The sequence below is a fragment of the Mumia quercus genome (assembly GCF_025506335.1).
GTDB classification, from domain to species: Bacteria; Actinomycetota; Actinomycetes; order Propionibacteriales; family Nocardioidaceae; genus Mumia; species Mumia quercus.
On sequence record NZ_JANZYO010000005.1, the window covers coordinates 340453 to 358225 of the forward strand.

The window sequence follows — 17773 nt, forward strand, 5'->3', positions numbered from 1 at the left end:
GCGGGGGCGCCCCCCCCCCCCCCGCCGCCCGCGCCCCCCCCCCCCCCCCCGGGGGGGGGCCCCCCCCCCCCCCCGCCGCTCCTAACCCCGGGGTCAGGCCCTCAGGGGCGCAGCGTCTCGGCGGCCGCGGCGGCGCCCAGCGCCACCATCTCGGTGGAGGGCCCGGGGTGGGCGTTCACCCCGATGCGCAGGTACCCCGGACGCAGCTGGCCCACGCCCGGCACCGACGGAGCCGTCCGCCACCCCGACCACTGCCATCCGTAGCGCGCGCCGCGTCGGACCAGGTCCACCGCGCTGACGTCCTCGCGGTGCAGCACGTGGTCCTCGACGTCGATCCCCAGCCGTCGCATGCTGACGAGCGGGTCCTCGGCCCCCGCGTGCTCGACCGTCCACGCCTGGCCGTCGCCGGTGTGGGTCGCGCTCGGGGAGATCCGGACGGGCGTGCCCCCGTGGAGCATGGTCTGCTGGGCGAGGACGGGCGCGTGCGGGCCCAGCCCGAGATAGGTGCGCGCGGCGGGGACGCGGGGGAGCGCGCTGCTCTCCGAGCGCCCGCCCGGCGGGCCGGGTGCCGCCCACACGACGACGTCGGCGCTGACCACGCCCTCGTCGGTCACCACCCCGGTCACCGGGTGCGACCCGACCACGTCGTGCGCGCGGGTCGACAGCCGGACGTCGACGCGCCGTTCCTCGAGCCGTCGCTCCAGGGCAGCGAGCAGCGCGCTCGTACCCCCGTCGATCCGCCACCGGCCGAAGGAACGCTCGACGAGGTCGAACACGCCGAAGAACATCGGGAGCGAGCGGGGCTGCTGACCGTCGAGGACATGACGGTCGAGCACCATCGACTGGAGCGACGGATCGCGCAGTCCGCGCCGCACGGCGCGTGCCAGCATCGTGCGAGGGCTCAGCGTGCGCCACTGCTCACGGGTGAAGGAGCTGCGCCCGAGGAGCCGCTGCTCGAGCGCCTGTCGCCGCAGCACCTCCCACATCTCGTCGAAGGCGTCGACCCACCGCGTCCAGCTCGCCCCGGCGCCCTCGCCAAGGACGGCGTCGAGCGCGTCGATCTGCGCGCCGCGGCTGCCGGCGGGCAGGTCGACGACGAGGTCGCGAGCGAGCACGTGCCGACGCGCGACGGGGAGCGGCTCGAGGTCGAGCACGCGGTCGAGCGGACGTCCGGACTTCTTGAAGAGGTCGCGGACGGTCGCGGGCAGCGTGAGCTCCGACCACCCGTGGTCGAAGGACCAGCGCCCGGTCTCGTACGGGAGCAGCTGCCCGCCGAGCCGGTCGGACTCCTCGAGGAGGATCACCCGGTGCCGGAGCTTGGCGATCCGCACGGCCGCCGCGATGCCGGCGAACCCGCCTCCGACCACGACGACGTCAGCCACCAGCACAGGCTACCGAGAGGCCCGGACGGCGACTCGCAGAGCCTTCCGGTCCGGGTCGGGCACGGTGCTCAGGCGGAATGAGTACGAACGCTCATAGCGCCGGTCCGGCGCCGCGCTGCACACTGGTCAGGACGCCGCTCGTCCGGCTCGCGTCGGGGGTCGGGCCGGACGGGAGGCATCCAGGCGCCGAGCGGGGATCCGCCCGGCGCCTTCGCTGTGCCCCGTGGCTCACGCGACCTCGGTCGGGGTCCCGCCGGTGATCTCGACGAGCTGCTCGTACGACGTCGCGAACACCGCGTGCGGGTGACCGGCGGCCGCCCACACCACGTCGTGCTCGCGCAGCGCCACGTCCACGAAGGTCCGGATCGGGGCAGGGTGTCCGACGGGGGCGACGCCGCCGATGACCTGCCCCGTGGCGGCGCGGACGAAGTCGGGGTCAGCACGCTCGAGAGGAGCGAGGCCGTGCGTGGCGGCGACCAGTGCGGTGTCGACGCGGTGCGAACCGCTGGTGAGGACCAGGACCGGCTCACCGGCCGAGGCGAACACGAGGCTGTTGGCGATCGCCCCGACGCCGACGCCGAGCGCGTCGGCCGCCTCGCGCGCCGTACGGGCGGAGTCGGGGAGGACGCGGACGACCTCGTCGACGACTCCGTGCGCGGCGAGCGCGTCGACCACCTGTTGGATCCGGGGGTGCAGGGCGTCGGCCTGCGGACCGTCAGCTCCAGGCACCGTAGACCGTGACCTTGAGCTTCTTGTCGGCCGTCAAGGCCCAGAGCTGCTTGGCGTCAGGGATGTACATGTTGACGCAGCCGTGGCTGTGCCCGACGAACGGATCCATCATCAGGTACGAGGCGTGGAAGGCCTGCCCGCCGGAGAAGAACTGGGCGTACGGCATCTTCGCCTCGTAGATCGAGCTGACGTGGCTCTTGCTGCGGAAGAACACCGTGAACTTGCCGGTGCGCGTCTTCGAGGAGGCAGCGCCGCCGCGGACCAGCCAGGAGTTCCAGAGGGTGCCGTTCTTGTAGAGCACGACCTGGTGGCGCTTGCGGTCGTAGCAGGCGTTCCAGCCCGACGACTTGCAGCGCTTCGGGATGCTCGACTTCCCTCGGACGGTCTTGGCGATGAGGACCTTCCACGTCGCGGTGTTCGCGACGCCGGAGCGCTTCAGCCCGTGCCGCTTCTGGAACTTCTTGACGGCCTTCTTGGTGCGCGCCGTGTAGGTGCCGTTGACGGCGCCTCCGTAGACCCCTGCCCAGCGGAGGCGGTACTGGAGCTCGCGCACGTGCTTGATCGAGGTCACCGAGCGGTCGCGGTCGCCCGGTCGCGTCGTCGCGCGGAAGAAGCGGTCCTTCTTCGAGGCCTTGGCCTTCGCTGCCTTGACGCCGGCAGGCGCCGCCGCGACGCTCGCCGCGACGGTGGCCGAGGTCTGGGCGGCTGCGGTCGCCGGGGCCGCGGAGGCGAGGGCGACCAGCGTGCCGGACACCACGAGAGTGGCAGCGCTGGCGAGTGCGGTGAACCGGAGCATCGGGTTCCTTCCGGGGGCAGGAGGGGGCACCGACGCCCCCGTGCGCACAAACAATAGCCCGTGCTGTGGCGTTGCCGTGAGCGCCTGCCTAGACTGGGCGCTGTAGGTGCTGGCAACGGCCGGTCGAATGTCAGGGAGGCCCGAAGTGCCGCTCTCAGAGGAAGAGCAGAGGCTGCTCGAGCAGTTGGAGCAAGCGCTCGCTGCCGAGGATCCGAGACTCGCGTCGACCCTGCGCGGCTCAAAGCTTCGCGCCCGCGCCCGACGCATCGTCGTGGTCGCGGCGGTGGGCTTCGTCGCCGGCGTCGGTCTGCTCATGACAGGCGTGATCGCCGCATCGACGCCGTTGGGCGTCCTCGGCTTCGTCCTGATGGTCGCGGGGGCCTACTTCTTCCTCACGGCCTGGAAGTCCCGCGACGTCGACTCGCCGCAGGACCCGCGCCAGGCGCCACCGTCCCAGCCGGGACACGGCGGGCGCGCCGGTCGTGCCGCCACGTCGGACTCCTTCATGCACCGCATGGAGGAGCGCTGGAAGCGCCGCCGCGACGACTCGGGCTCCTGACCCGCCGCACTGACCTGCCGGGCCCTCACTCCCGCAGCGACAGCACCTCGTCGGCCTCGCGCGAGGTGCCTCGCGTCTCCCTGACGGCGAGGACCGAGCGCGGCAGCACCGCCGCGAGCACGTGCTGCCCGCGTGAGGTGGCGTCCGTCATCGCCGTACGGAGCCGGCGGACCACCGGGGTGAGGTCGACGTCCTCGTACGACGGCGCGTAACGGCTGCGCTCCACCGCCTCGACCAAGGTGTCGAGCGCCGCGCGGATCTCGGGGTCGTCGCGCAGGCGCGCGCGCAGCGGGGCGACCGTCGCCCGCGGCGAGGCGCCGTCCGTCCAGCCGAGGCCGAGGTCGGTCGCCGTGTCCCGCACCTCCGCCCACGCGTCCTCGACCGAGGTCTCGCCGCTGCCGGCACCCACCCGTCGGTGGCGCCTCGTCGCGCGCACGACCGCGGGGATCGCGAGGACGAGGAGGGCCAGCGCGCCCAGGACGAGGAACAGCACGCCGCGCGACGACGAGTCGGCCGAGTCGTCGGCCGCCGTCGTCCCGGTCTCGCGCCCCGGAGCGGCGGTAGGAGCGGTGTTGGGTGCCGCGGTCGGCGCCAAGGACGAGAGAGGCTCCTCGGGAGCCGTCGAGTCGCCTCGGGCGAAGCTCGGCGGCGCGTAGCCGCTGCCGCCGGGGGTCGGCTCGAACGCCACCCAGCCGACGCCGGCGAAGTAGAGCTCCGGCCAGGCGTGCATGTCGGTGCCTCGGAAGACCCACGCGCCGGGGGCGCGTCCGGGCTCGCCGGACAGGAATCCCACCGAGACCCGCGCCGGGATGCCCAGCGACCGCGCCATCATCGCCATCGCGGTCGCGAACTGCTCGCAGTAACCGACCCGGTCGTCGGTGAGGAAGCGCTCGATGGTCTCCATCCCCGAGCCGGCCCGCTGGTCGAGGGAGTACTCGAAGCCGCCTTCGGAGCGGAACCACCGCTGGAGGGCCAGGGCACGGTCGAAGGCGTTGTCCGCGCCTTCGGTGACCTCTTCCGCACGCTCGGCGACGACGTCCGGGGTGCTGTTGGGGAGGTCCACGTACGAGGACATCGTCAGCGTCGACGGCGGAGCGGTGCGCAGGTCGCTCTCCGTGGGCCGGGCGATCGTGGCGTCGAACGTGTACGTCTCCCCGGCGAAGCTCCCGAGGCGCTCGATTCGGCTGACGTCGAGCATGCTCCGGTTGACCTCGACTCCCTCGGGATCGGTCATCGAGACGGCGGTCGGCGCGTACACGAGGGGGAGCCATCGCGTGTCGAAACCGGGTGCCACCGCGACGGAGTAGCGCGCCTCTCGGCGGTCGGTGCCGGGGTTGAGGCCGGGGATCGAGGGGAGGTCGTCGTCGAGCTCCTGGCCCGCGCCGATCCGGTCGCCGAGCGTCCACCCTCGGTCGCCGACGTTCTGCAGGGACGCCAGCCGGACGTACCGCGGACGAGGGGAGCCCTCGAGCTCCTGCACGGTCAGCATGACCTCCGGGCTCTGCCCGCGGAGGTTGCGTCGCATGTCCAGCACCGGGTTGTGGAGTCCTGTGCCGTTGCCGCCGTCACCGTTGCCCCCGCCGTCGAAGAGGCTCTGCGACGCGGTGGGAGTGAGAGCAGGGAGGAGCATCGCGACCGCGATGGCGACGACGGTGATGCCCGCGGCGGGGAGCGCCGACGCGAGCCTGGCGAAGGGCGCAGGGGCGCCCGCCCCGGACCGCGTGGTGGCGTCGGCGGTGCCGACCATCCGGGGACCCCAGGACCCGGCGTCGTCGCGGCGCGTGACGGCGAGCAGGCCCGCGTACGCCGCCGCGCCGAGGACGAACGCCCACGGCTGGAGCTCGCCGCCGAGGAGCGTCGCGGGGATCATGAGGACGGCCAGCAGCACGAGACCGAGCGCGGGGGTCCACCGCAGCTCGGAGGCCATCACGTCGATGACCAGCGCGAGGGCGATGATCACCGTGGCGAGGGTCGCGTCGAGCGCCGCGAGGTCGGGGACGGGGGCGGCGTAACGCTGCGCGTGCTCGTAGGTCGCCTGCCCGATCGCGCGTGCCTCCTCGAGGGTCCGGCCCGTCGGGATGAGGCCGGCGATGCCGGTGCCGGCGCCGTAGGCAGCCGTCACCCAGCCCAGCCCGACGACGGCCTGGCCGGCCACGACGAAGCCCCGAGGGGCGGCCACCGCCCGCAGGAGGATGCCGGTGAGGACGACGGCTGCCGCGCCCAGCGCGCCCTCGGCGAGGAAGGAGCTGTCGACGACCAGCGGGGCGAAGGCGGCGCCGACCGCGACCGCGAGCACCCAGACCCACAGCCCTGTCCACGCGGCGCGCACCGCTCGGGCGGTGCTCATCGGGCGACCTCCTTGGCGGCGCTCGCCGCGAGCGCGCGCCAGGCGTCGGTGACGCTCTGCCCGCCGCCGACGGCGACCGCGTCCCACCCGCGTGCGCGCGCGGTGGCCGCCAGGTCGGCGGCCGCGCCGGAGCCGGCGTCCTGACGGTTCAGCCACCGGTCCGCGTCGAGGACCAGCGCGAGCCGGCGGCCGGCGCTGGCGGCGCACCGGTCGAGGTGGTCCAGAGCTTCGGGGTCGGCGCCGGTGACGAGGGCGACGACCGTCCCGCGCGAGGCGAGGATGTCGGCGGGGACCATCGCGTTGCTGTGGCGCGAGGACGTCCCGACCGCTGCCAGCTCGTCGAGGATCAGCCCGAGCTCGTCGGGGGCGGAGTCGTGGGAGTCGGTCGTGTCGGTCGCGAGCCGGACGTCCCAGCCGTTGCCGGCGAAGTGCGCGGCGATCGACGCGGCTGCCGACACGGCCCACTCGAAGGTGCCGTCCTTGCCCGGACGGTGCACGTCGCGCCGGGTGTCGAGGAAGACGGTGACGTCGGCGTGGCGTCCCTCCTCCTCGCGTCGCACCATGAGCTCGCCGGTACGGGCGGTCGTCCGCCAGTGCACGCGGCGCAGGTCGTCGCCGGTGCGGTACTCGCGGACCGACGCGTCGTCCGGACGGCCGGTCGCCCCCAGGCGTACGCGGTGGTCGCCGCGCTCGGCGCCGACGCCGCCGGCCCACATGCGGCCCAGCGGGTGGACCGTGGGGGTCACGACCAACGGCGTGGTCGCGTGGAAGGTGCGGCCCACCGACAGGAAGCCGAACGGGTCGCCGACACGGACCGTGAGCGGCCCGATGGCGTGGAAGCCCCGTCGCCGCGGAGTCACGGCGTACCGGACCAGGCAGTGCCACTGGCTGCCGCGGCTCTCCACGGCGAAGCGACGGCGACCGCCGAGCGCGTCGGGGAGCTGGTCCTCCAGCAGGAGGGTGCCCGAGGCGCCGCGGCCGCCCCCGTCGACCCGCAGCGCGACCTCGACGTCGCTGCCGGCGGGCACGCGCGGAGGCGTGACCTCACGAGAGGCACTGACGGTGCTGCGGCTGCGGGCGACGACCAGGACCGCGGCGAGCGGCAGCGCCAGGGCCAGCACCCCGATCCGTACGAGGACGTCGAGCCCCAGGAGCATGCCGCCGACGAGCACGGTCGATCCGGCGGCGACGAAGGCGCGGCCGCGGGAGGTCAGGGCTGCGAGCGTCGCGCGCACGTCACCGACCGGGCTCGGGGACGCGAACCTCGGCGAGGACCTCGCGCACGACGTCGGAGGCCTGCCATCCCGCGACGACGGCGTCGGGGGAGAGGAGCAGGCGGTGGGCGAGCACCGGCTCGGCCAGGGCTGCGATGTCGTCGGGGAGCACGTACGGGCGGCGGTCGAGCGCGGCCCGCGCCCGTGCGGCGCGGACGAGGTGGAGCGTGGCGCGCGGCGAGGCGCCCAGCCGCAGCCGGGAGGTCGAGCGGGTGGCGTGGGTCAGCGCGACGGCGTACTGCTCGATGGCGGGCGCGACGTGCACCGTCCGTACGGTGGCGACGAGGTCGGCGACCTGCTTGACGTCGGTGACGGGCGCGAGGTCGGCCAGCGGGTCGGCGCCGCCGTGCTCCCGCAGCATCGCGGCCTCCGCCTCGGCGGACGGGTAGCCCATGGAGACCCGGGCCATGAAGCGGTCGCGCTGCGCCTCCGGGAGGGGGTAGGTGCCCTCCATCTCGAGCGGGTTCTGGGTGGCGACCACCATGAACGGGTCCTCGAGCGGGTACGAGGTGCTGTCGACGGTGACCTGACGCTCCTCCATGCACTCCAGGAGGGCGGACTGCGTCTTGGGGGAGGCGCGGTTGATCTCGTCACCGACGACGACGTTGCCGAAGACCGCGCCGGGACGGAACTCGAACGTCCGCGACTCCGGGTCCCACACCGACGTCCCCGTGACGTCGCTCGGCAGGAGGTCGGGCGTGAACTGGATCCGTCGCATCGAGCCGTCGATCGAGCGCGCGAGCGCCTTGCTCAGCATCGTCTTGCCGACGCCTGGGACGTCCTCGAGGAGCAGGTGACCACCGGCGAGGAGCACGACGACCGCCGTGCGGACCACGTCGGTCTTGCCGACGATGACGGACTCGATGTTGGCGGCGAGCCTCCCGGCGGCGGCGACGAGCTCCTCGGTCTGGTCGGCCCCTGGCGGGGCTGGCGGCTCTCGGCGAGGTGTCGTCGTCACTGCGGTCCTCCTCGGGTCCACGCATCGGGTAGGGCGACGGCGCTCCCGGCGACCCCCCAGGATGCCGAGCGTACCGGTGCGATCAACGCCAGAGCCTCGCCCGTCGCGACCGGGCTCCGCTCTCCCCACCTGCGCTCCACTCTTCACCATCGCGGCGGCGCGGGCCACAGGAATGCCGCAATCAGGGCGATCGGACGAGGTCGGCTGCGCGAGGCGAGCGAGGGCCGACGGGAGCGGGAGGGGCGCGCCGGGGTGCAAGATCGGTTGACGGTGGAGCGTTGTGGAGTAGAGTGGCGCAAAGTGGAGCAAGCAGTCGACTGACTCGGGGCCGACTGACGGCGAGACGGGGGAGGTTGCGGTGCGATGTTCTTCGGCACGTACACCCCTCGCCTCGACGAGAAGGGGCGCTTGTTCCTCCCCGCCAAGTTCCGCGACCGACTCACGGAGGGCCTCGTGCTGACGAAGGGGCAGGACCGCTGCATCTACGTCTGGCCGCAGGCGAGCTTCGAGGAGTTCAGCGACCGGATCAGCAAGACGCCGTTCACCAACAAGGCCACCCGCGACTTCATCCGCGTCCTCTTCTCGGGAGCGTCGGACGAGGTCCCGGACAAGCAGGGACGCATCACCGTCCCCGCCCCGCTGCGCGAGTACGCCCGGCTGGGGCGTGACTGCGTCGTGGTGGGAGCCATGGAGCGGGTGGAGATCTGGGACGCCGGCCGCTGGGCGGAGTACTCCGACGCGCAGGAGGAGAGCTTCGCGTCGCTCTCGGAAGAGGTGATCGAGGGACTGCTCTAGCAGGGCTCGTACGACCTGGCCTCTGGGCCGCTTGCTCCACCACCTGGCGCCACTTCCCCGGTGCCAGAGGTGACTTCCCAGGGCAAGCGGCCAGGGACCAGGTCGCACGATCCGCAGACGACCGGCCCCCTCGGGGTGAGGGGCCGGGGCGACACACGCTGAACCACACGGAACGAGGGGTCGAGATGGTGGTCGGACGTCCTAGGGGGGCCGGGACGGATGGGTGAGGCACAGCATGTTCCTGTGCTCCTGGAGCGCACGGTGGAGCTGCTCGAGCCCGCCCTGGCAGGGAGCGACGCGGTCCTGGTCGACGCGACGCTCGGGCTGGGCGGGCACACCGAAGCGGTGCTGACGCGCTTCTCCGAGGTGCACGTCGTCGGGATCGACCGGGATCCCGAGGCGCTGCGCCGTTCTCGCGAGCGGCTCGCGCCGTTCGAGGGCCGGGTCACGTTCTTCGCGGGCGTGTACGACGAGATCGCCGACGCCGTCGCGGCGGCCGGCCGTACGTCGGTGGACGCCGTGCTCTTCGACCTCGGGGTGTCGTCGATGCAGCTCGACCTCGATGAGCGCGGGTTCTCCTACTCCCGTCCCGCTCCGCTCGACATGCGGATGGGGCAGGAGGGGATGACCGCTGCGGACGTCCTCGCGACGTACGACAAGGCAGAGCTGGTCCGCGTCCTGCGCACGTACGGCGAGGAGAAGCACGCCGGCCGGATCGCCGATGCGATCGTCCGGCGACGCGAGACCGCGCCGCTGCGGACGAGCGACGAGCTCGTGGCGCTCGTCCGCGAGGCGCTGCCGGCGGCCGCGATGCGGACGGGTGGCAACCCGGCCAAGCGGACGTTCCAGGCGCTGCGCATCGAGGTGAACGACGAGCTCGGCGTGCTGCGCCGCGCGCTGCCCGCGGCTCTCGACGCGGTCCACGTCGGTGGCCGCGTGGTCGCGATGTCCTACCACTCCTTGGAGGACCGCCTCGTCAAGCGCGCGTTCGCCGCCGTCACCACGGTCGACGTGCCGCCCGGGCTCCCCGTCGTGCCCGAGGACCGTCAGCCGCGGTTCCGGTCGCTGACGCGAGGGGCCGAGACGGCCTCCGAGGCCGAAGTCGCCGAGAACCCCCGCGCGAAGCCCGTGCGGCTCCGTGCGGTCGAGCGTGTGAGGGAAGCGGCATGAGCCTCGCGCAGAACGCACCCCGCCGTAGCCCTGTCCGCCCGCCGCAGCAGCCGCGCCGCAACCTGCGGGTGGTGCCGGCGCGCCGCCCGAGCAGCCCCCGCGCGCCGTTCGTGCTGCTCGTGGTCACCCTGCTCGCCGGTGGGCTGATCGGCCTCCTCCTGCTCAACACGTCCATGCAGAACGGGGCGTTCGAGCTGGCCGAGCTGGAGAAGAAGGCGGAGACGCTGCAGAGCGAGCGGGCCCAGCTGGCCCTCGAGGTGGAGCAGCGCTCGACGCCGGCCGCTCTCGCCGACCGGGCGTCGGCGCTCGGCATGGTCCCGAACGTCAACCCTGTGTTCCTGCGCCTGAAGGACGGCTCGGTGGTCGGCGACATGGTCCCGGCCTCCCGCGCGGGCCGTGCTGCCTCGGGGGTCGGAGGACCCTCGCCGGCCGCGGTGGGAGACCGCGGGTGAGCCCCGCGGTGCGCAACCGCGCGCGGTTCTGCTTCGTCGTGGTCGCCACCCTCCTGGTGGTCTTCGCCGGTCGTCTCGTCCAGATCCAGGGCGTCGACGCCAACGCGTACGCCGCGCGTGCACTGAAGGAGACGCTCCAGCCGACGGTGCTGCACGCCGACCGTGGCGAGATCCTCGACCGCGACGGGCAGCCGCTCGCGACCTCGCTCGACGCGAAGGCGATCATCGCGAACCCGCGGTTCACGTCGGAGAACGCGCCCGGGATCGCGAAGGTGCTGGCCGCCGAGCTGGAGGTCGACTACTTCGACGCCCTGGAGAAGCTGCGCCGCCAGGACACGCAGTTCGTCTACGTGGCGCGCAAGGTGCCGGCCCACAAGGTCGACGCCGCGATGGCGAAGCTCACCGAGGCCCAGATCGCCAACGGGGTGACGACCGAGCGGGACGCGGTCAGGACGTACCCGGGCGGCACGCTGGCCGCGACCCTCGTCGGGCTGGTGTCGGGGGAGACGGGCGCGGGCACCAGCGGGCTGGAGAAGCAGTACGACAAGTGGCTCACCGGCGTCGACGGCGAGGCCACGTACGAGACGTCGCCCAAGGGCGTGCGCATCCCGCTCGCGCGACAGACGACGCAGGAGCCGGTCCCCGGCGCCGACGTCGTGACCACGCTCGACCGCGACCTGCAGTGGTACGCCGACAAGCGGCTCGCCCAGGCGGTGCGCCAGAGCGGCTCTGACTGGGGTATCGCCGTGACCGTCGACCTGGAGTCGATGCAGGTCCTGCAGCTGTCCCAGCTGCCGACGTTCGACGCCGAGGACCGCTCGACGGTCACGCCGGCGTCGATGAACAACCGTGCGGTCCAGAACGTGTACGAGCCCGGCTCGGTCCAGAAGGTGATCACGATGGCGGCGCTGGCCGACGCCGGGCTGGTCACGCCGCAGACCAAGGTCAGGGTGCCGAGCGAGCTGCGGCTCGACGGCTTCACCATCAGCGACTGGTGGGACCACGGGCGACTCAAGCTGACCGCCGCCGGCGTCGTGGCGAAGTCCTCGAACCTCGGCACGATCGCCCTGGCGCAGCAGATGGACGACGAGACGCTGCACGACTACCTCACGAAGTTCGGCTTCGGTGCCCCCACGGGTGTCGGGCTGCCGTCGGAGTCGCGCGGCATCCTCGCCGACCCCGAGCGGTGGTCCTCGGCCCAGCACGCGACGATCTCGTTCGGGCAGGGCATCTCCGTGACGGCCCTGCAGGAGGTGGCCGCGGTGGCGACGATCGCCAACGGCGGGCGCTACACCGCGCCCTCGCTGGTGACCGAGGTGCGCCGCGCTGACGGGACGACCGTCGAGCAGGAGGCGCCGGAGACGCGGCAGGTCGTGTCGCCGGAGGCCGCGAAGATGGTGACGACGATGATGGAGGCGGTCACCGGCCCGGACGGCTCGGCGCCGGACACCGCGATCCCGGGCTACCGGGTCGCGGGCAAGACCGGCACCGCCTGGCGGGTCGACCCCGACACCGGACGTTACGTCCGCGGGCAGAACACCGTGTCGTACATCGGCTTCGCTCCGGCGGAGCGTCCGCGCTTCCTCACGTACGTGGTCCTGGACAACCCGCGAGGCGGCGGCTCCGGCAGCGGCACCGCGGGCCCGGTCTTCCGGGACGTCATGCAGCAGGCGCTGCAGCGCTACGGCATCGCTCCGAGCGGGTCGCGAGCGCCCAGGACTCCGGTGAAGTGGTGAGTCTCGATACGCTCGGCCACGATGTCTGCTGAGCCTCCACTCCCGCTCGACACCCGACCGCCGTCGGTGGTTCCCGTGTCCCTCGCCACGCTGGCGACCTCGACCGGAGGGCGGGTCACCGGCCCTCGTCCCGACGCGGTCGTGACCGGCGTCACCCTCGCCTCGGGGGAGGCTCGAGAGGGTGACCTGTACGCGGCGCTGCCGGGTGCACGGACGCACGGAGCCCGGTACGCCGCGCAGGCCGTCGACGCTGGTGCCGTCGCCGTCCTGACCGACCCCGAGGGCGCGACGATCCTCGCCGAGGGCGCGGTCGCCGGACGGGTGCCGCTGCTGGTCGTCGACGACCCGCGCGCGGTGCTCGGCGCGGTGGCCGCCACCGTGTACGCCGACCCGTCCGAGCGCCTGACCACGCTCGGCATCACCGGGACGCAGGGCAAGACGACCAGCGCCTACCTCGCGGCGGCGGCACTGCGGGCGTGCGGCGACCAGGTCGGCGTGATCGGCACCACCGGGGCGTTCCTCGAGGGCAGCCCGCTCGCCTCCGCGCTCACCACCCCGGAGGCACCTGCCCTGCACGCCCTCTTCGGCGTCATGGAGGCGCACGGCGCCGACGCGGTCGTGATGGAGGTCTCCAGCCACGCCCTCGCGCTGCACCGCGTCGACGGCGTCGTCTACGACGTCGCGGTCTTCCTCAACCTGGGACGCGACCACCTCGACTTCCACGCCGACGTCGAGGACTACTTCGCCGCGAAGGCCGCGCTGTTCACGCCGGAGCGTGCCTCGCGTGCCGTCATCGACATCGACGACCCGTACGGCCGCCGGCTCGCCGACGAGACGACGCTCCCGGTCACGACCGTGTCGCTGGAGGGTCGCGTCGAGGCGGACTGGAGGGTCGTCGCGCTCGAGACGTCGGCCGCCGGCTCCCGTGCGCGCGTCGTGGGTCCGGACGAGGCCGAGCACGACCTGGTCGTCCGTCTGCCCGGCCGCTTCAACGTCGCCAACGCGCTGGCCGTCCTCGCCGCGGTGACCCAGACGGGTCGTGCCGTCGAGGACGCGCTCGCCGGCATCGCGTCATGCGAAGGGGTGCCGGGCCGCATGGAGCCTGTCGCCGAGGGCCAGGACTTCACCGCGATCGTCGACTACGCCCACAAGCCCGACGCGCTGCGCGCCGTCCTCGCGTCCCTGCGGGGCCTGGGCGACGGGCGCCTGCTCGTCGTGGTCGGTGCCGGGGGAGACCGCGACCCGGGCAAGCGTCCGCTGATGGGCGCGGTCGCGGCCGAGCTGGCCGACGTGGTGGTCGTCACCGACGACAACCCCCGCAGCGAGGACCCGACCGCGATCCGTGCCGCCGTCCTCGAGGGCGCGCGCACCGCCGCGACGTCGGCCGAGCTCGTCGAGATCGGTGACCGTCGCGCCGCCATCGCGCGCGCCGTCGCCCTCGCCCGTCCCGGCGACGTCGTCGTCGTCGCGGGCAAGGGTCACGAGCGCGGCCAGATCGTGGGAGACGCCGTCCACCCGTTCGACGACCGCAGCGTGCTCGTCGAGGTCCTCCGCGACCGGCTCGGGAGCGCGCGATGATCACGACGTCGTTGGACCGTCTGGCCGAGATCGTCGGGGGCACCGCCTACGACGCGCACGGCGTGGAGGTGACCGCCCCGGCGACGCTGGACTCGCGCCACGTCGAGCCCGGCGGCCTGTTCGTCGCCGTGCGCGGCGAGCACGTGGACGGGCACGCGTTCGCGCCCGCCGCGCTCGCCGCCGGCGCCGCCGCCGTGCTCGCGGAGCGCCGCGTCGAGGGTCCCTGCGTCGTCGTCGACGACGTCGAGCTCGCGCTGGCGCGGCTCGCGCGCGACGTCCGTGACCGTCTGGACGACTGCGTCGTCGTCGGGGTCACCGGGTCGCAGGGCAAGACGAGCGTGAAGGACCTGCTCGCGCAGGTGCTCGGTGCGGCCGCCCCGACCGTCGCGACGGCCGGCAACTACAACAACGAGCTCGGCGTCCCGCTGACCGTGCTGCGCGCCGAGGTGGGCACACGCTTCCTGGTGGTCGAGATGGGGGCGCGGGCGATCGGCAACATCGCCGAGCTGTGCGCCATCGCCCGTCCGGACATCGGGGTCGTCCTCAACGTCGGGAGCGCCCACCTCGGAGAGTTCGGGTCGGTCGAGGCGATCGCCCGTACGAAGGGTGAGCTCGTCGAGTCGCTGCCGGCGCAGGGCGTGGCCGTGCTCAACGCCGACGACCCCGCCGTCGCGGCGATGCGCTCGCGCACGACGGCGACCGTGCGGACGTACGGCACCGCGCCGGGCGCCGACGTCCGCGCCGAGGACGTCCGGGTGGGGGAGGACGGCGAACCCCGCTTCGTCCTGCGCGCCGCAGGCGAGGCGGTCGCGGTGCACGTGCCGCTGCTCGGCGCACACCAGGCGTCCAACGCCGCCGCCGCGGCGACGGTCGCGCTCGCGGCAGGGATGAGCCTCGACGCGGTCGCCCAGGCGCTCTCGCAGGTGACGACCCGCTCGGCCTGGCGGATGGAGCGCTCCGTGCGCGCCGACGGCCTCGTCGTCGTGAACGACGCGTACAACGCGAACCCGGAGTCCGTCGCCGCCGCCCTGCAGGCCCTCGCCGCGATGGGGCACGGCCGACGCGTCGTGGCGGTGCTCGGCGAGATGCTCGAGCTCGGCGGTGCGGCAGACGCCGCGCACGCCGCCGTTGGTAGTCTCGCGGCTGACCTCGGCGTCACCCAGGTCGTCGCCGTCGGAGCCGGCGCGCACGCGGTCCACGAGGCCGCCGCGGCAGCCGGCGCCGCCTCCGTCGCGGTCGACGACCTCGACGGCGCCCTGGCGTGGCTGCGCGGATACCTCCGCGCAGATGACATCGTGCTGGTCAAGGCCTCACGGGCCAGCGGTCTGGAGCGGGTGGCGGCAGCGCTGCTGGCCGAGCCGGACCGACAAGGAACAGTCGCGGATGCCGAGTCCCGCAGTGACGAGGCGCGCGACGACGAAGGGAACGACGCTCGATGAGGGCCATTCTGATCGCCAGCGGCTTCGGGCTGATCGGCACGCTGCTGGGCACCCCGCTGGCGATCCGCCTGCTGGTGCGCAAGGGCTACGGTCAGCTCATCCGCGACGACGGACCCACCTCGCACCACACCAAGCGCGGCACGCCGACCATGGGCGGTCTCGTCATCATCATCTCGGTGGTGGTCGCGTACGCGCTGGCCAAGCTGATCACGGGCACCGCCCCGTCGGCCTCGGCGCTGCTGCTGCTCTACCTCTTCGTCGGCCTCGGCCTCGTCGGCTTCCTCGACGACTACATCAAGGTCATCAAGCAGCGCAGCCTCGGTCTGCGCTCCAAGGCCAAGCTCGCGGGGCAGGCGATCGTCGCGCTGAGCTTCGCCCTGCTCGCGCTGAACTTCCCCGACGGCAACGGTCGTACGCCGATCTCGGAGGGCATCTCGTTCATCCGTGACATCCCGGGCTGGACGCTCCCGGCCGCGCTGATCGTGGTCTGGGTCCTCGTCATGATCTGGGGCACCAGCAACGCGGTGAACCTCACCGACGGCCTCGACGGCCTCGCCACGGGCGCGTCGGTGATGGTGTTCGGTGCGTACATGCTCATCAACCTCTGGCAGAGCAACCAGTCCTGCGCCTTCAACCCGGGGCCGAAGTGCTACGACGTCCGCGACCCCCTCGACCTCGCGGTCGTCGCCGCGGCGCTCACCGGCGCGTGCTTCGGGTTCCTCTGGTGGAACGCCTCGCCGGCCAAGATCTTCATGGGCGACACGGGCTCGCTCTCGCTCGGCGGCGTCATCGCCGGCTTCGCCATCATGACCCGCACCGAGATCCTGCTGCTCGTGCTCGGCGGCCTCTTCGTCCTCATCACGCTGTCGGTGATCCTGCAGGTCGGCTGGTTCAAGATGTCCGGCGGCAAACGCCTGTTCCGGATGGCGCCGCTGCAGCACCACTTCGAGCTGATGGGCTGGGCGGAGATCACGATCGTGGTCCGCTTCTGGATCATCAGCGGGCTCTTCGTCGCGCTCGGGCTCGGCATCTTCTACTCCGAGTGGGTCAGCGGCCTGTGAGCGCACCAGACGTCGAACGCCTCGGTCGCGAGGACTCCTGGGAGGGCGTCCGGGCGGTGGTGGCCGGGCTCGGAGCCAGCGGCTTCGCCGCCGCCGACGCCCTGGTCCAGATGGGCGCGCAGGTCACGATCCTCGACGACAGCGACGACGACCGCGTCCGCGAGCGCGCCCAGATCCTCGAGGTGCTCGGGGCCGAGGTCCGTCTCGGGGCCGGCGCCACGGCGACGCTTTCAGAGCGCGCCGACCTCCTCGTGCCGTACCCCGGGCTCCCCCCGCGGACGCCGATCGTCGCCGAGGCGCTCGGCCGCGAGATCGCCGTGTGGTCCGAGCCGGAGCTGGCCTGGCGGCTGCGCGCACCCGGCGCCGCGCCGTGGCTCGCGGTGACCGGGACGAACGGCAAGACGACCACGGTGTCGATGCTCGAGTCGATCCTGGCCGCTGCCGGCCTGCGCGGCCCCGCCGTCGGCAACATCGGCGTGCCCGTCACCGAGGCGGTCATGGACCCGGTCGGGTACGACGTGCTCGTGGTGGAGCTGTCGAGCTTCCAGCTGCACTTCGCCGACCGGATCGCCTGCGAGGCCTCGGCGGTCCTCAACGTCGCCGACGACCACCTCGACTGGCACGGCGGGCTCGCGGGCTACACGGGCGACAAGGGGCGGATCTACGAGCACGTCGAGCGCGCGTGCGTGTACAACGTCGAGGACCCGCAGACGGAGCATCTCGTCCGCGCGGCCGACGTCGCCGAGGGCGCGCGGGCCGTCGGGTTCACGCTCGGCGTCCCGTCGGTCGGGATGCTCGGGATCGTCGACGACGTCCTCGCAGACCGGGCGTTCGTCGAGGAGCGGCGTACGAGCGCCGCCGAGCTCGCGACCCTCGCCGACCTCGCCGGACCCGCCGGGGAGCCGCCCGCACCGCACGTCGTGGCCAACGCGCTCGCCGCAGCCGCGCTCGCCCGGGCGCACGGGGTCGCCCCGCGCGCGGTGCGCGACGGGCTGCGCGCCTACCAGCCGGGAGCCCACCGGATCCAGCGCGTCGACGAGGTCGACGGCGTGACGTACGTGGACGACTCGAAGGCCACGAACCCGCACGCGGCGCTGTCGTCGCTGCAGGCGTACCCGTCGGTCGTCTGGGTCGCCGGCGGCCAGGCCAAGGGCACCCGCTTCGACGACCTTGTCACGCGTGCCGGCGACCGCCTGCGCGCCGCCGTGCTCATCGGCGCCGACCGCGCGGTGATCCACGACGCGTTGCGACGACACGCGCCCGAGGTACCCGTCGTCGAGGTCGACGCGGGCAAAGATGTGCTCATGGATCGTGTCGTGGACACGGCCGCAGGGTTCGCCCGGCCGGGCGACACCGTGCTGCTGGCTCCGGGATGCGCGTCCTTCGACCAGTTCACGGGCTACGCCGAACGAGGGGACTCCTTCGCCGCAGCCGTGGCCAGGTACGCAGCGTCGCGGCGGTGACCTCGACGCCTTCGACGTCCAGCAGCGGGAGGCG

15 protein-coding genes are annotated in these 17773 nt (G+C 73.4%); 9 read left to right on the forward strand and 6 right to left on the reverse strand.

The window, feature by feature from the left end; all coding sequences use genetic code 11:
• Positions 1-101: 101 nt before the first annotated feature.
• The 3 genes from NYZ95_RS13840 to NYZ95_RS13850 all read right to left on the reverse strand — a co-directional run bounded on the left by NYZ95_RS13840 (position 102) and on the right by NYZ95_RS13850 (position 2907).
• The gene (locus NYZ95_RS13840; protein WP_308212246.1) at positions 102-1382 is read right to left on the reverse strand and encodes a phytoene desaturase family protein; all 1281 of its coding nucleotides are present in this window, start codon (positions 1380-1382) and stop codon (positions 102-104) included.
• Between the two features lie 228 nt (positions 1383-1610).
• Complete coding sequence (locus tag NYZ95_RS13845; RefSeq protein ID WP_262851895.1) at positions 1611-2111, reverse strand: YbaK/EbsC family protein; 501 nt, start codon at positions 2109-2111, stop codon at positions 1611-1613.
• Complete coding sequence (locus NYZ95_RS13850; protein ID WP_262851896.1) at positions 2098-2907, reverse strand: L,D-transpeptidase family protein; 810 nt, start codon at positions 2905-2907, stop codon at positions 2098-2100. The genes NYZ95_RS13845 and NYZ95_RS13850 overlap by 14 nt, the downstream gene beginning before the upstream one ends.
• 145 nt (positions 2908-3052) lie before the next feature.
• On the opposite strand from NYZ95_RS13850, the gene NYZ95_RS13855 reads away from it, so the two are divergent.
• Positions 3053-3466 (forward strand): SCO2097 family morphological protein, encoded by a 414-nt coding sequence (locus NYZ95_RS13855; RefSeq protein WP_262851897.1) that lies wholly within the window; start codon positions 3053-3055, stop codon positions 3464-3466.
• Between the two features lie 25 nt (positions 3467-3491).
• Here the strand turns inward: NYZ95_RS13855 and NYZ95_RS13860 are convergent, their stop codons facing one another.
• Genes NYZ95_RS13860 through NYZ95_RS13870 form a run of 3 tightly spaced genes read right to left on the reverse strand, consistent with a single transcriptional unit; the run spans position 3492 to position 8045 of the window.
• Positions 3492-5813: a transglutaminase TgpA family protein gene (locus tag NYZ95_RS13860; RefSeq protein WP_262851898.1), complete on the reverse strand. Its 2322-nt coding sequence runs from the start codon at positions 5811-5813 to the stop codon at positions 3492-3494.
• Entirely contained in the window at positions 5810-7048 is a 1239-nt protein-coding gene (locus tag NYZ95_RS20455) for a DUF58 domain-containing protein (RefSeq protein ID WP_262851899.1), read from the reverse strand. Before NYZ95_RS20455 ends, NYZ95_RS13860 begins: the two co-directional genes overlap by 4 nt.
• Position 7049: 1 nt before the next feature.
• A complete protein-coding gene (locus NYZ95_RS13870) occupies positions 7050-8045 on the reverse strand; it encodes an AAA family ATPase (protein ID WP_262851900.1) in 996 nt (331 codons plus the stop codon).
• 363 nt (positions 8046-8408) lie between these two features.
• Here NYZ95_RS13870 and mraZ point away from each other — a divergent pair, with 363 nt between their 5' ends.
• The 8 genes from mraZ to murD all read left to right on the forward strand — a co-directional run bounded on the left by mraZ (position 8409) and on the right by murD (position 17739).
• Positions 8409-8840: a division/cell wall cluster transcriptional repressor MraZ gene (gene mraZ / locus NYZ95_RS13875; RefSeq protein ID WP_262851901.1), complete on the forward strand. Its 432-nt coding sequence runs from the start codon at positions 8409-8411 to the stop codon at positions 8838-8840.
• A 219-nt stretch (positions 8841-9059) separates the two neighbouring features.
• On the forward strand, positions 9060-10010 hold the full coding sequence (gene rsmH, locus NYZ95_RS13880) for a 16S rRNA (cytosine(1402)-N(4))-methyltransferase RsmH (RefSeq protein ID WP_262851902.1): 951 nt from the start codon (positions 9060-9062) through the stop codon (positions 10008-10010).
• Positions 10007-10462, forward strand: a complete 456-nt coding sequence (gene ftsL / locus NYZ95_RS13885; protein WP_262851903.1) for a cell division protein FtsL — start codon at positions 10007-10009, stop codon at positions 10460-10462. The genes rsmH and ftsL overlap by 4 nt, the downstream gene beginning before the upstream one ends.
• Complete coding sequence (locus NYZ95_RS13890) at positions 10459-12198, forward strand: peptidoglycan D,D-transpeptidase FtsI family protein (protein WP_262851904.1); 1740 nt, start codon at positions 10459-10461, stop codon at positions 12196-12198. Before ftsL ends, NYZ95_RS13890 begins: the two co-directional genes overlap by 4 nt.
• A 21-nt stretch (positions 12199-12219) precedes the next feature.
• Positions 12220-13776, forward strand: a complete 1557-nt coding sequence (locus tag NYZ95_RS13895) for a UDP-N-acetylmuramoyl-L-alanyl-D-glutamate--2,6-diaminopimelate ligase (RefSeq protein WP_262851905.1) — start codon at positions 12220-12222, stop codon at positions 13774-13776.
• Positions 13773-15215 carry a UDP-N-acetylmuramoyl-tripeptide--D-alanyl-D-alanine ligase gene (locus NYZ95_RS13900; RefSeq protein WP_262851906.1) on the forward strand — a complete coding sequence of 481 codons (1443 nt, stop codon included), beginning with the start codon at positions 13773-13775 and terminating at the stop codon, positions 15213-15215. Before NYZ95_RS13895 ends, NYZ95_RS13900 begins: the two co-directional genes overlap by 4 nt.
• Positions 15212-16276, forward strand: a complete 1065-nt coding sequence (mraY, locus tag NYZ95_RS13905) for a phospho-N-acetylmuramoyl-pentapeptide-transferase (protein ID WP_262851907.1) — start codon at positions 15212-15214, stop codon at positions 16274-16276. Before NYZ95_RS13900 ends, mraY begins: the two co-directional genes overlap by 4 nt.
• The gene (gene murD / locus NYZ95_RS13910; RefSeq protein ID WP_262851908.1) at positions 16273-17739 is read left to right on the forward strand and encodes a UDP-N-acetylmuramoyl-L-alanine--D-glutamate ligase; all 1467 of its coding nucleotides are present in this window, start codon (positions 16273-16275) and stop codon (positions 17737-17739) included. The genes mraY and murD overlap by 4 nt, the downstream gene beginning before the upstream one ends.
• The last annotated feature ends 34 nt before the right edge of the window (positions 17740-17773 follow it).

Coding starts and splice junctions, on each gene's coding strand:
- NYZ95_RS13860 (WP_262851898.1), bottom strand. CDS start 5,813: ATGAGCACCGCCCGAGCGGTGCGCGCCGCGTGGACAGGGCTGTGGGTC.
- mraZ (WP_262851901.1), top strand. CDS start 8,409: ATGTTCTTCGGCACGTACACCCCTCGCCTCGACGAGAAGGGGCGCTTG.
- rsmH (WP_262851902.1), top strand. CDS start 9,060: ATGGGTGAGGCACAGCATGTTCCTGTGCTCCTGGAGCGCACGGTGGAG.
- ftsL (WP_262851903.1), top strand. CDS start 10,007: ATGAGCCTCGCGCAGAACGCACCCCGCCGTAGCCCTGTCCGCCCGCCG.
- NYZ95_RS13895 (WP_262851905.1), top strand. CDS start 12,220: ATGTCTGCTGAGCCTCCACTCCCGCTCGACACCCGACCGCCGTCGGTG.
- NYZ95_RS13850 (WP_262851896.1), bottom strand. CDS start 2,907: ATGCTCCGGTTCACCGCACTCGCCAGCGCTGCCACTCTCGTGGTGTCC.
- NYZ95_RS13900 (WP_262851906.1), top strand. CDS start 13,773: ATGATCACGACGTCGTTGGACCGTCTGGCCGAGATCGTCGGGGGCACC.
- mraY (WP_262851907.1), top strand. CDS start 15,212: ATGAGGGCCATTCTGATCGCCAGCGGCTTCGGGCTGATCGGCACGCTG.